This window comes from Pseudomonas fildesensis (assembly GCF_001050345.1).
In the GTDB taxonomy this organism is placed as follows: Bacteria; Pseudomonadota; Gammaproteobacteria; order Pseudomonadales; family Pseudomonadaceae; genus Aquipseudomonas; species Aquipseudomonas fildesensis.
The window spans coordinates 12,472-25,183 of the sequence record NZ_LFMW01000004.1 but is presented as its reverse complement, the minus strand read 5'-3'; the positions used below and the strand labels follow the sequence as shown (position 1 = coordinate 25,183).

General features: G+C 61.1%; 12 protein-coding genes. All 12 read left to right on the top strand.

Going from position 1 to position 12,712, the window contains the following annotated elements:
- The first annotated feature begins 10 nt into the window (after window positions 1-10).
- Window positions 11-640, top strand: coding sequence for a response regulator (locus ACR52_RS06535; protein WP_048722028.1), 630 nt, complete (start codon window positions 11-13; stop codon window positions 638-640).
- Window positions 641-975: 335 nt separating this feature from the next.
- Window positions 976-2,088, top strand: a complete 1,113-nt coding sequence (locus tag ACR52_RS06530) for an ABC transporter ATP-binding protein (protein ID WP_048722026.1) — start codon at window positions 976-978, stop codon at window positions 2,086-2,088.
- Window positions 2,089-2,133: 45 nt separating this feature from the next.
- Window positions 2,134-3,174 (top strand): ABC transporter substrate-binding protein, encoded by a 1,041-nt coding sequence (locus ACR52_RS06525; RefSeq protein WP_048722025.1) that lies wholly within the window; start codon window positions 2,134-2,136, stop codon window positions 3,172-3,174.
- 373 nt (window positions 3,175-3,547) lie between these two features.
- A complete protein-coding gene (locus tag ACR52_RS06520) occupies window positions 3,548-4,795 on the top strand; it encodes an ABC transporter permease (RefSeq protein WP_048722022.1) in 1,248 nt (415 codons plus the stop codon).
- A gap of 12 nt (window positions 4,796-4,807) precedes the next feature.
- On the top strand, window positions 4,808-5,632 hold the full coding sequence (locus ACR52_RS06515; protein ID WP_017739612.1) for an ABC transporter permease: 825 nt from the start codon (window positions 4,808-4,810) through the stop codon (window positions 5,630-5,632).
- A 185-nt stretch (window positions 5,633-5,817) separates the two neighbouring features.
- Window positions 5,818-6,966: an iron-containing alcohol dehydrogenase gene (locus ACR52_RS06510; protein WP_048722019.1), complete on the top strand. Its 1,149-nt coding sequence runs from the start codon at window positions 5,818-5,820 to the stop codon at window positions 6,964-6,966.
- A 73-nt stretch (window positions 6,967-7,039) separates the two neighbouring features.
- Window positions 7,040-7,714 (top strand): ribulose-phosphate 3-epimerase, encoded by a 675-nt coding sequence (gene rpe, locus ACR52_RS06505; RefSeq protein WP_048722017.1) that lies wholly within the window; start codon window positions 7,040-7,042, stop codon window positions 7,712-7,714.
- Window positions 7,711-8,529 carry a phosphoglycolate phosphatase gene (locus tag ACR52_RS06500; protein ID WP_048722013.1) on the top strand — a complete coding sequence of 273 codons (819 nt, stop codon included), beginning with the start codon at window positions 7,711-7,713 and terminating at the stop codon, window positions 8,527-8,529. Before rpe ends, ACR52_RS06500 begins: the two co-directional genes overlap by 4 nt.
- Before the next feature lie 70 nt (window positions 8,530-8,599).
- Window positions 8,600-10,081 (top strand): anthranilate synthase component I, encoded by a 1,482-nt coding sequence (gene trpE, locus ACR52_RS06495; protein ID WP_048722011.1) that lies wholly within the window; start codon window positions 8,600-8,602, stop codon window positions 10,079-10,081.
- Window positions 10,082-10,100: 19 nt separating this feature from the next.
- Window positions 10,101-10,694, top strand: coding sequence for an aminodeoxychorismate/anthranilate synthase component II (locus ACR52_RS06490; RefSeq protein WP_048722008.1), 594 nt, complete (start codon window positions 10,101-10,103; stop codon window positions 10,692-10,694).
- 9 nt (window positions 10,695-10,703) lie between these two features.
- Window positions 10,704-11,753, top strand: coding sequence for an anthranilate phosphoribosyltransferase (gene trpD / locus ACR52_RS06485; protein WP_048722006.1), 1,050 nt, complete (start codon window positions 10,704-10,706; stop codon window positions 11,751-11,753).
- On the top strand, window positions 11,750-12,586 hold the full coding sequence (trpC, locus tag ACR52_RS06480) for an indole-3-glycerol phosphate synthase TrpC (protein ID WP_048722004.1): 837 nt from the start codon (window positions 11,750-11,752) through the stop codon (window positions 12,584-12,586). The genes trpD and trpC overlap by 4 nt, the downstream gene beginning before the upstream one ends.
- The last annotated feature ends 126 nt before the right edge of the window (window positions 12,587-12,712 follow it).

The following is a 12,712-nucleotide window of genomic DNA, read 5'->3' as shown; positions in this document are numbered from 1 at the left end:
GGAAGCCCCTGTGATCCGTGTACTGGTAGCCGAAGACCACACTATCGTGCGTGAAGGCATCAAGCAATTGATCGGCCTGGCCAAGGACCTGCTGGTAGTGGGGGAGGCGAGCAATGGCGAGCAGTTGCTGGAGACCTTGCGCCATGTGGCGTGTGAGGTGGTGTTGCTGGACATCTCGATGCCTGGCGTGAACGGCCTGGAAGCCATCGCGCGGATCCGTGCGCTGAACCATCCCCCGGCGATCCTGGTGCTGTCGATGCATGACGAAGCGCAAATGGCTGCGCGTGCCTTGAAGGTGGGCGCGGCGGGCTATGCCACCAAAGACAGCGACCCGGCGCTGCTGCTGACGGCCATTCGCAAGGTCGCGGCGGGCGGGCGCTATATCGACCCGGACCTGGCCGACCGCATGGTCTTCGAGGTCGGCCTGACCGATTCCCGGCCCCTGCATTCGCTGCTTTCAGAGCGTGAGTTCTCGGTATTCGAGCGCCTGGCCCAGGGCGCCAACGTCAACGACATCGCCCAGCAACTGGCGCTGAGCAGCAAGACCATCAGCACCCACAAGGCGCGGCTGATGCAAAAGCTCAATATCACTTCCCTGGCTGAATTGGTGAAGTACGCCATGGAGCACAAGCTTCTATAGATCGTTCCCACGCGCTGCGTGGGAATGCCTCTTGTGACGCTCTGCGTCAGGCTTTGGGGCGCAGAGCGTCCTTGGCTGCATTCCTGTGCTGCGCGTGGGAGCGATCATAACGACATACCTGTTTGCGACACGGCACGGACGCCGTCGCGCCCATTCTTGCTGCTTGCAGCTCACCCCTTGCAGCGGCTCTGTCCCATCCCCGCCATCGCTGTAGGGCGATCCCTACCCACAACCTTCCATTCTGCTGATGTGATTCTCTCCTGGCTCCCGATTTCCGGGGCCTCGCGCCTGGACTACGCTTGTGCCACAGCAGTCCAAAACACAAAGGTGCGGGTATGAGCGAGGTGGATTCAAATGATGTGCTGGTCAGCTTTCGTGGCGTGCAGAAGAGCTACGACGGCGAGAACCTGATCGTCAAAGACCTCAACCTGGAGATTCGCAAGGGCGAATTCCTGACTCTGCTCGGGCCGTCCGGTTCGGGCAAGACCACTAGCCTGATGATGCTCGCCGGCTTCGAAACGCCGACCGCCGGTGAAATCCTGCTGGCCGGCCGCTCCATCAACAACGTGCCGCCGCACAAGCGTGACATCGGCATGGTGTTCCAGAACTACGCGCTGTTCCCGCACATGACCGTCGCCGAGAACCTGGCGTTTCCGCTGTCGGTGCGCGGTTTGAGCAAGACTGATATCAGTGAACGGGTCAAGCGCGTGTTGAGCATGGTCCAGCTTGATGCCTTCGCCCAGCGCTATCCGGCGCAACTGTCCGGCGGCCAGCAACAGCGGGTGGCCCTGGCCCGTGCGCTGGTGTTCGAACCGCAGCTGGTGCTGATGGACGAACCCCTCGGCGCCCTCGACAAGCAACTGCGCGAACACATGCAGATGGAGATCAAGCACTTGCACCAGCGCCTCGGCGTGACCGTGGTGTATGTGACCCATGACCAGGGCGAAGCCTTGACCATGTCCGACCGCGTGGCGGTGTTCCATCAGGGCGAGATCCAGCAGATCGCCGCGCCGCGCACCCTGTATGAAGAGCCGAAGAATACGTTTGTCGCCAACTTCATCGGCGAAAACAACCGCCTCAATGGCCGCCTGCACAGCCACACCGGCGACCGTTGCGTGGTGGAGCTGGCGCGGGGCGAGAAGGTCGAGGCGCTGGCGGTGAACGTCGGCCAGATCGGCGGGCCGGTGACGTTGTCCGTGCGTCCGGAGCGAGTCAGCCTCAATGGCTCCAGCGAGAGCTGCGTCAACCGTTTCTCCGGGCGGGTGGAGGAATTTATCTACCTGGGCGACCACGTGCGCGTGCGCCTGGAAGTCTGCGGCAAGGCCGATTTTTTTGTGAAACAACCGATCGCCGAGCTGGACACGGCACTGGCGGTCGGCGACGTGGTACCGATTGGCTGGCAAGTCGAGCACGTTCGCGCACTCGACCCACTTTTAGAGGCGAATTAATCGCCCCCATGGCTTCACCAACCCCTGCACGTGGAGAGAACAACAATGTTGAGATCCCTGAAATATTCCGCCCTGGCTTTAGGCTTGATGGGCGCGACACAGGCCATGGCAGGCCCGGACCTGACGGTCGTGTCCTTTGGTGGCGCGAACAAGGCGGCCCAGGTCAAGGCCTTCTACGCGCCGTGGGAAAGTGCGGGCAACGGCAAGATCGTCGCCGGTGAGTACAACGGTGAGATGGCCAAGGTGAAAGCCATGGTCGACACCAAGAGCGTGTCCTGGGACCTGGTGGAAGTGGAGTCGCCGGAACTGTCCCGTGGCTGCGACGAAGATATGTTTGAGCCGCTGGACCCGAAACTGTTCGGCAACACCGCGGACTACGTGAAGGGCGCGATCCAGCCGTGCGGTGTGGGCTTCTTCGTGTGGTCGACCGTGTTGGCCTACAACGCCGACAAACTGACCAGCGCGCCGACCAGCTGGGTAGATTTCTGGGATACCAAGAAATTCCCGGGCAAACGCGGCCTGCGCAAGGGCGCCAAGTACACCCTGGAATTCGCCTTGATGGCTGACGGCGTGGCGCCGAAGGATGTGTACAAAGTGCTGGCCGGCAAAGATGGCCAGGACCGTGCGTTCAAGAAGCTGGATGAACTCAAGCCGTCGATCCAATGGTGGGAAGCTGGCGCACAACCGCCGCAGTACCTCGCTTCGGGCGACGTGGTGATGAGCTCCGCCTATAACGGCCGCATCGCCGCTGTGCAAAAAGAAAGCAACCTGAAAGTAGTCTGGAACGGCGGCATCTACGACTTCGACGCCTGGGCCATTCCAAAAGGCCTGGCCAAGGACCGTGCTGAAGCGGCGAAGAAATTCATCGCTTTCTCGGTGCAGCCGCAGCAGCAGAAGATCTACTCGGAAAACATCGCCTACGGCCCGGCCAACACCCAAGCCGTACCGCTGCTGGCCAAGGACATCCTGAAGGATATGCCGACCACCCCGGAAAACATCGCCAACCAGGTGCAGATCGATGTGAGCTTTTGGGCGGATAACGGCGAGCAACTCGAGCAGCGCTTCAATTCCTGGGCGGCTAAATAGCCCTGTAGGAGCAGGCTTGCTTTGGCAAGTGGGCTTGCTGTGAGCAGCGGGCCTGTTGTAGCAAATGGGTCTTTGGTGGCGAGTGGGTCTGTTGTGGCAAGCAGGCCTGTGGTGGCGAGCGGGCTTGCCCCGCGTTGGGCTGCGAAGCAGCCCCAATGAAAACGCTGAGTTCCTTCTGAAAGAACTCAGCGTGTGGTTTTAGGGCCGCTTCGCAGCCCAACGCGGGGCAAGCCCGCTCGCCACCACAGACTCGCTCGCCACTACAAGCCTGCTTGCCACCACAGACCCGCTTGCCACAACAAGCCCGGCCGCCACAGAGTTAGGTCCAAGCCCCCACAGGTTTGTCGTCATTTTCAGTATTCCGGAGTCAGCCATGGCCATTGCCGTTCCCTCGAACGAGGTCAACAGCCCCACCCTCAAGCAGCGCCTGGCGCGTGCCGAGCGGCTTAATCGCTGGAAGGCCCAGGCCTTGATTGCGCCGCTGGTGCTGTTTTTGCTGCTCGTGTTCCTGGTGCCGATCGTCGCGCTGCTCTACAAAAGCGTCGGCAACCCGGAAGTGGTGGGCGGTTTGCCGCGCACTGTGGTGGCGGTGAAGGCCTGGGACGGCCGTGGCTTGCCCGGCGAACCGGTGTACCAGGCGCTCAGTGAAGACCTGGGCGAAGCGCGTAAAAACCAAACGTTGGGCGATTTGTCGAAACGCTTGAACATGGAACTGGCCGGCTATCGCAGCCTGCTGACCAAAACCGCGCGGGCGCTACCGTTTACCGAAGCGCCTGCCTCTTATAAAGCTGCGCTGGAAGCCCTCGACGAACGCTGGGGCGACCCGGCGTACTGGCAGGCGATCCGGCGCAATACCAGCAGCCTTACGCCTTATTACCTGCTGGCGGCCGTCGATCATCGCATCGACGACCTCGGCGAAGTGGCCCCGGCCACACCGGACCAGGCGATCTACCTGGACATCTTCGCCCGCACCTTCTGGATGGGCCTGGTGATCACGGCCATCTGTCTGTTGCTGGCCTATCCCCTTGCGTACCTGCTGGCCAACCTGCCAGCGCGTAAAAGCAACCTGCTGATGATTCTGGTGCTGCTGCCGTTCTGGACCTCGATCCTGGTGCGGGTGGCCGCGTGGATCGTGCTGCTGCAGTCCGGCGGCCTGATCAACAGCGCACTGATGGGCATGGGCCTGATCGATAAGCCGCTGGAGCTGGTGTTCAACCGCACCGGGGTCTACATCTCCATGGTGCATATCCTGCTGCCGTTCATGATTCTGCCGATCTACAGCGTGATGAAGGGCATCTCGCCTACCTATATGCGCGCGGCGATTTCCCTGGGCTGCCACCCGTTCGCCAGCTTCTGGCGCGTGTACTTCCCGCAGACCTACGCCGGTGTCGGCGCCGGTTGCCTGCTGGTGTTCATCCTGGCGATTGGTTACTACATCACCCCGGCGCTGCTGGGCAGCCCGAACGACCAGATGGTCAGCTACTTCGTGGCCTTCTACACCAACACCAGTATCAACTGGGGCATGGCGACGGCGTTGGGCGGCTTGTTGCTGCTGGCGACTGTGGTGCTGTACCTGATCTACAACTGGCTGGTAGGCGCCAGCCGCCTGCGCCTGAGCTGAGGAGACCTTGCGATGCTGAGCCCTTATATGTCACCGGTGGAACGGGTGTGGTTCTACAGCTTGCGGATCCTCTGCGGCTTGATCCTGTTGTTCCTGATATTGCCCGTGCTGGTGATCATCCCGCTGTCGTTCAACAGCGGTAGTTTCCTGGTGTACCCGCTGCAAGGCTTTTCGCTGCATTGGTACCAGGACTTTTTCGCCTCGGCCGAATGGATGCGTGCGTTGAAGAACAGCATCATCGTCGCCCCTGCGGCCACGGTGCTGGCGATGGTGTTCGGCACCCTGGCCGCGATTGGCCTGACGCGAGGCAATTTCCCCGGCAAGGCGTTGGTGATGGCGCTGGTGATTTCGCCGATGGTGGTGCCGGTGGTGATTATCGGTGTAGCGAGTTATCTGTTCTTCGCGCCGCTGGGCCTGGGTAACAGCTTTTTCTCGCTGATCGTGGTGCATGCGGTGTTGGGTGTGCCGTTTGTGATCATCACCGTGTCGGCGACCTTGCAGGGTTTCAACCATAACCTGGTGCGGGCGGCGGCCAGCCTCGGCGCTTCGCCGTTGACCGCCTTTCGTCGGGTGACCCTGCCGCTGATCGCACCGGGGGTGATTTCCGGGGCGCTGTTCGCTTTCGCCACCTCGTTCGATGAAGTGGTGGTGACACTGTTCCTCGCCGGCCCCGAACAAGCGACCCTGCCGCGCCAGATGTTCAGCGGTATCCGCGAAAACCTCAGCCCCACCATTGCCGCCGCGGCGACCTTGCTGATTGCCTTCTCGGTGTTGCTGTTGCTGACCCTGGAATGGCTGCGTGGGCGCAGCGAAAAACTGCGTACCGCCCAGGTCTAAATGTGGGAGGGGGCTTGCTCCCGATAGCGGTGTGTCAGGCAATAGATGTGTTGGCTGAACCACCGCCATCGGGAGCAAGCCCCCTCCCACATGGGTTTTGTGACCATTCAGCGGCTGAATGGAAGACAACCTGTTTCGGTCAGCTACTCTTGTGCCAGCCCATCTATTAATAAGAGGCCGCGCACATGAGTACTTCCTCATTCACGATCGCCCACAAACTGCTCACCGGCGCTGGTGCCATCGAACAACTGGCCGCCGAACTCACACGCCTGGATGTGGATAACCCGCTGATCGTTACCGATGCCGCGCTGGTCAAATCTGGCACCGTGGCGCTGGCGCTGGAGCATCTGGGCGAGCGCACCTACGAAATTTTCGACCGCGTGCTACCCGACCCGGAAATCGCCATCGTTGAAGACTGCATGCGCGCGTACCGCGAGGGCGGGCATGACGGCTTGATCGGCCTGGGCGGCGGCAGCGCCATCGATATCGCCAAAAGCGTCGCCGCCTATGCCGGTTACCACGGCGCGCTGGCGGACTTGTTCGGTGTCGACCAGGTACCGCGTAAAGGCCCGCCGCTGATCGCCATCCCCACCACGGCCGGCACCGGCTCGGAGGTGACCAATGTGGCAATCCTCTCCGACAAGGCCGCGCAGCTGAAAAAAGGTATCGTCAGCGACTTCCTGCTGCCGGATGTCGCGCTGATCAGCCCGCAAATGACCCTCACTTGCCCGCGCAGCGTGACCGCCGCCAGTGGCGTGGATGCGCTGGTGCATGCCATTGAGTCCTACCTGTCGCTGAATGCCTCGCCGATTACCGATGCCCTGGCCATTGGCGCAATCAAGCTGATTGCCAAGGCACTGCCCAAGGCCTACGCCAACCCGGCCCACCTGCAGGCCCGCGACGACATGGCCACCGCCAGCCTGATGGCCGGCATGGCGTTCGGAAACGCCGGCGTGGGCGCGGTACATGCGTTGGCGTACCCGTTGGGCGGGCGGTTCAATATTGCACATGGCGTAAGCAACGCGCTGTTGCTGCCCTATGTGATGCACTGGAACAAACTGGCCTGTGTCGAGCGTATGCAAGACATTGCGCAGGCCATGGGCGTGAACGTCACCGGCCTGAGTGTCAACGATGCCGCCGATCAAGCGGTTGAAGCGATGACGCGCCTGTGTGCCGCCGTGGAAATTCCGTCGGGCCTGCGCAGCTTCGGCGTTCCCGAGGACGCGATCCCGGCCATGGCCACCGAAGCGGCGGGTATCGAGCGCCTGATGCGCAACAACCCGCGCAAGCTCAGTGCGGCTGATATCGAGAAAATCTACCGGGCTGCTTACTAGGGTCACGGTGCGCGGGGCAAAGCATGAGGTATACAATGCGCGCCATCGTGATTTAGCTCAAAAAAGGTGCGTCATGCAGCCCTTCGTTATTGCTCCATCGATTCTCTCCGCCGATTTCGCCCGCCTGGGTGAGGAAGTGGACAAGGTGTTGGCCGCCGGTGCCGACTTCGTGCACTTCGATGTCATGGACAACCATTACGTGCCCAACCTGACCATCGGTCCGATGGTTTGCGCCGCGCTACGCAAGTACGGCATTACTGCGCCGATCGATGCGCACCTGATGGTCAGCCCGGTAGACCGGATCATCGGTGACTTCGTTGAAGCCGGTGCGACCTACATCACCTTCCACCCGGAAGCCTCGCTGCACGTCGACCGCACCCTACAACTGATCCGTGAAGGCGGCTGCAAGGCGGGCCTGGTATTTAACCCCGCCACCCCGTTGGACGTGCTCAAGTACGTGATGGACAAGGTCGATATGGTCTTGCTGATGAGCGTCAACCCAGGCTTCGGTGGGCAGAAGTTCATCCCTGGCACCCTCGACAAGCTGCGCGAAGCCCGTGCGCTGATCGATGCCTCGGGCCGGGACATCCGCCTGGAAATCGACGGCGGGGTCAACGTCAACAACATCCGTGAGATCGCTGCTGCTGGCGCCGACACGTTTGTGGCGGGCTCGGCGATCTTCAACGCCCCGAACTATCAGGAAGTGATCGACAAGATGCGTGCCGAACTGGCGCTGGCGCGTCCATGAGCGGTTTCGAGCAGTTGTTCCCCGGCAAACTGCCACGGCTGGTGATGTTCGATCTGGACGGTACGTTGATCGACTCGGTGCCAGACCTGGCGGCGGCGGTGGACGAGATGCTGCTCAAGCTGGGGCGTAAGCCGGCGGGGATCGAGTCGGTACGCGAATGGGTCGGCAACGGTGTACAGATGCTGGTGCGCCGGGCCCTGGCCAATCATATTGACGCTCAAGGTGTCGATGATGTTGAGGCCGAGCGGGCCCTGGAATTGTTCAACGCCGCCTATGAAGACGGCCACGAACTGACCGTGGTGTACCCCGGCGTACGCGACACGCTCAAATGGCTGCACAAGCAGGGCGTGGAAATGGCCCTGATCACCAACAAGCCGGAGCGCTTCGTCGCGCCGCTGTTGGACCAGATGAAAATTGGCCGTTATTTCCGCTGGATCATCGGCGGCGATACCCTGCCGCAGAAGAAGCCTGACCCAGCGGCGCTGTTTTTCGTAATGAAAATGGCCAATATCCCGGCCTCCCAGTCGTTGTTTGTCGGCGATTCGCGCAGTGATGTGCAGGCCGCAAAAGCGGCGGGCGTGCAATGTGTGGCCCTGAGTTACGGCTATAACCATGGCCGGCCGATCGCCGAAGAGTCGCCGGCGCTGGTGATTGATGACCTGCGACTGCTAATCCCGGGTTGCTTGGGAGCGGGCGCTGAGATAACGTTGCCCGATATCGATCCGTCCCCTTCTGGAAATTCCATCGTGGTGGTCACTCGCAAACTCTGGATGAAAGTCATCAAGGCCCTGGCCCGCTGGCGTTGGCGCGCCTGACTGATCCTGGCCGCGCCCTGCGGCACATTTGCATACCTGACTGTTAGACCCTCACACCACGAGGCACCTCATGAACCGCGAAGAATTCCTGCGTTTGGCCGCTGCCGGCTATAACCGTATCCCCCTGGCCTGCGAAACCCTGGCCGACTTCGATACGCCGCTGTCGATCTACCTGAAACTGGCTGACGAGCCCAACTCCTACCTGCTGGAATCGGTACAGGGTGGCGAGAAGTGGGGCCGTTACTCGATCATCGGCCTGCCGTGCCGCACCGTCATGCGCGTTCACGATCATCACGTGAGCATCACCCATGATGGCGTCGAGATCGAAAGCCACGACGTCGAAGACCCGCTGTCCTTCGTCGAAGCGTTCAAGGCGCGCTACAACGTGCCGACCATCCCTGGCCTGCCGCGTTTCAACGGTGGCCTGGTGGGGTATTTCGGCTACGACTGCGTGCGTTACGTGGAAAAACGCCTGGGCAAATGTCCGAACCCCGATCCCTTGGGCGTGCCGGACATTCTGCTGATGGTCTCTGATGCGGTAGTGGTGTTCGACAACCTTGCCGGCAAAATGCACGCGATTGTGCTCGCCGATCCCGCACAGGCAGACGCCTTCGAGCAAGGCCAGGCCAGCCTCGAAGCCCTGCTGGAAAAACTGCGCCAGCCGATCACCCCGCGTCGCGGCCTGGACCTCAGCCGCCCACCGGCAGCCGACCCGGTGTTCCGCTCCAGCTTTACCCAGTCTGACTACGAACGCGCGGTCGATACCATCAAGGAATACATCCTCGCCGGTGACTGCATGCAGGTGGTGCCGTCGCAACGCATGTCCATCGACTTCAAGGCCGCGCCGATCGATCTGTACCGTGCGCTGCGCTGCTTCAACCCGACGCCGTACATGTACTTCTTCAACTTTGGCGACTTCCACGTGGTGGGCAGTTCGCCGGAAGTACTGGTTCGGGTTGAAGACAACCTGATCACCGTGCGCCCGATTGCCGGCACCCGCCCGCGTGGTGCGACCGAAGAAGCGGACCTGGCGCTGGAAGAAGACCTGCTGAGCGACGACAAGGAAATCGCCGAGCACTTGATGCTGATCGACCTGGGCCGCAATGACACCGGGCGTGTATCGGAAATCGGTTCGGTGAAGCTGACCGAGAAGATGGTTATCGAACGTTATTCCAACGTGATGCACATCGTGTCCAACGTCACCGGCGAGTTGAAAGCCGGTTTGACCGCGATGGACGCGCTGCGGGCGATTCTGCCGGCGGGCACCTTGTCGGGTGCGCCGAAGATTCGCGCGATGGAAATCATTGATGAGCTGGAGCCGGTCAAGCGTGGCGTCTACGGCGGCGCCGTGGGGTATTTCGCCTGGAACGGCAACATGGACACCGCCATTGCGATTCGCACGGCGGTGATCAAGGACGGCGAACTGCATGTGCAGGCGGGGGGCGGGATTGTCGCCGACTCGGTACCGGCCCTCGAATGGGAAGAAACCCTGAACAAGCGCCGCGCCATGTTCCGCGCAGTGGCGTTGGCTGAACAGACCCCCCAGCGCTAAGAATTCTTGAGGTTTCCCCATGTTGCTGATGATTGATAACTACGATTCCTTTACCTACAACGTTGTGCAGTACCTGGGCGAACTCGGTGCCGAGGTCAAGGTGGTGCGCAATGACGAACTGACTGTGGCCGAAATCGCTGCTCTGAACCCTGAGCGCATCGTGGTCTCGCCTGGTCCTTGCACGCCGACTGAAGCCGGCGTGTCCCTTGAGGCGATCAAATATTTTGCCGGAAAGCTGCCGATCCTCGGCGTGTGCCTGGGTCATCAGTCCATCGGCCAGGCCTTTGGCGGTGACGTGGTGCGCGCGCGCCAGGTGATGCACGGCAAGACCAGCCCGGTGTTCCACAATAATATGGGCGTGTTCCACGGCCTGAACCTGCCGGTGACGGTGACCCGTTACCACTCGCTGGTGGTCAAGCGCGAAACCTTGCCCGAATGCCTTGAGCTGACTGCGTGGACCCAGCTGGAAGACGGATCGGTCGACGAGATCATGGGCCTGCGCCACAAAACACTGAACATCGAAGGGGTGCAATTTCACCCTGAATCGATCCTGACCGAGCAGGGTTACGAGCTGTTCGCCAACTTTCTCAAGCAGAGCGGCGGCTCGCGCTAAGGACTTTCCATGGATATCAAGACTGCCCTTGGCCGTATCGTCGGCCACCTGGACCTGAGCACCGCTGAAATGAGCGATGTGATGCGCGAGATCATGACCGGCCAATGCACGGACGCGCAGATCGGCGCGTTCATGATGGCGATGCGCATGAAGAGCGAGAGCATCGACGAGATCGTTGGCGCCGTGTCGGTGATGCGCGAGTTGGCGGACAAGGTTGAGCTCAAGACCCTCGACGGCGTGGTCGACGTGGTCGGCACCGGCGGTGACGGGGCGAATATTTTCAACGTGTCGACGGCGTCTTCCTTCGTGGTAGCGGCTGCTGGCTGCACCGTGGCCAAACACGGTAACCGTGCGGTGTCCGGCAAGAGCGGCAGCGCCGACTTGCTGGAAGCGGCCGGGATCTACCTGAACCTGACGCCGGTGCAAGTGGCGCGTTGCATTGAGAACGTCGGCATCGGCTTCATGTTTGCCCAGTCTCACCATGGGGCGATGAAACACGCGGCCGGCCCACGCAAAGATCTCGGCCTGCGCACCCTGTTCAACATGCTCGGCCCGCTTACGAATCCGGCCGGTGTGAAGCACCAGGTGGTGGGCGTGTTCAGCCAGGCGCTGTGCCGGCCACTGGCCGAAGTCTTGCAACGTCTGGGCAGCAAGCATGTGCTGGTGGTGCATTCGAAAGATGGCCTGGATGAATTCAGCCTGGCGGCGCCGACCTTTGTGGCGGAGCTAAAGAATGACCAAATCACCGAATACTGGGTCGAACCTGAAGACTTGGGCATGAAAAGCCAGAGCCTGCACGGCCTGGCGGTGGAAAGCCCAGCCGCTTCCCTGGAATTGATTCGCGATGCCTTGGGGCGTCGCAAGACCGAAAACGGCCAGAAAGCCGCAGAAATGATTGTGCTCAATGCGGGTGCGGCGCTGTATGCCGCCGATCACGCCTACAGTCTTAAAGAGGGCGTAGCCCTTGCGCATGATGCGTTGCACACCGGGCTCGCGCGCGAAAAGCTGGAAGAGTTGGGTGCCTTTACTGCGGTGTTCAAGATGGAGAATGAAGGATGAGTGTGCCGACCGTTCTGGAAAAGATCCTGGCCCGCAAAGCCGAAGAAGTCGCTGAGCGCCGTGCCCGTGTCAGCCTCGCCGAACTGGAAGGTTTGGCGAAAAGTGCCGATGCGCCGCGTGGTTTTGCCAATGCCTTGATCGCCCAGGCCAAGCTCAAGCAGCCGGCCGTGATTGCTGAAATCAAGAAAGCTTCGCCGAGCAAAGGCGTGATTCGCGAAAATTTCGTACCGGCAGATATCGCTGTCAGCTACGAGAAGGGTGGGGCGACTTGCCTGTCGGTGCTGACTGATATCGACTACTTTCAGGGCGCCGACCTGTTTCTGCAGCAGGCCCGCGCTGTGTGTAAGTTGCCGGTGATCCGCAAGGACTTCATGGTCGACCCGTACCAAATCGTCGAAGCCCGTGCACTGGGCGCCGATTGCGTGTTGCTGATCGTCTCCGCACTGGATGACGTAAAAATGGCCGAACTGGCCGCTGTGGCCAAAAGTGTCGGCCTCGACGTGTTGGTCGAAGTGCACGACGGCGATGAGCTGGAGCGCGCACTGAAAACCCTCGACACACCGCTGGTGGGGGTCAACAACCGTAACCTGCACACCTTCGAAGTCAGCCTGGAAAACACCCTCGACCTGCTGCCGCGTATTCCGCGCGACCGTCTGGTGATCACCGAGAGTGGCATCGTCAATCGCGCCGACGTGGAACTGATGGAAATCAGCGGTGTGTATTCGTTCCTGGTCGGCGAGACGTTCATGCGCGCTGAAAACCCGGGGGCGGAACTGCAACGCCTGTTCTTCCCGGAGCGTGGCGTGGCGGTCAGCGGTTCGACCCTGGACTGATTTGAAACGCGATCAAAATGTGAGAGGGGCGGTGCGACGATTCGGCTTGCTCCCGATAGCATTCTGTCAGTTGAAGAATAAGTCGACAGACACTCCGCTATCGGGAGCAAATCGAATCGTCGCACC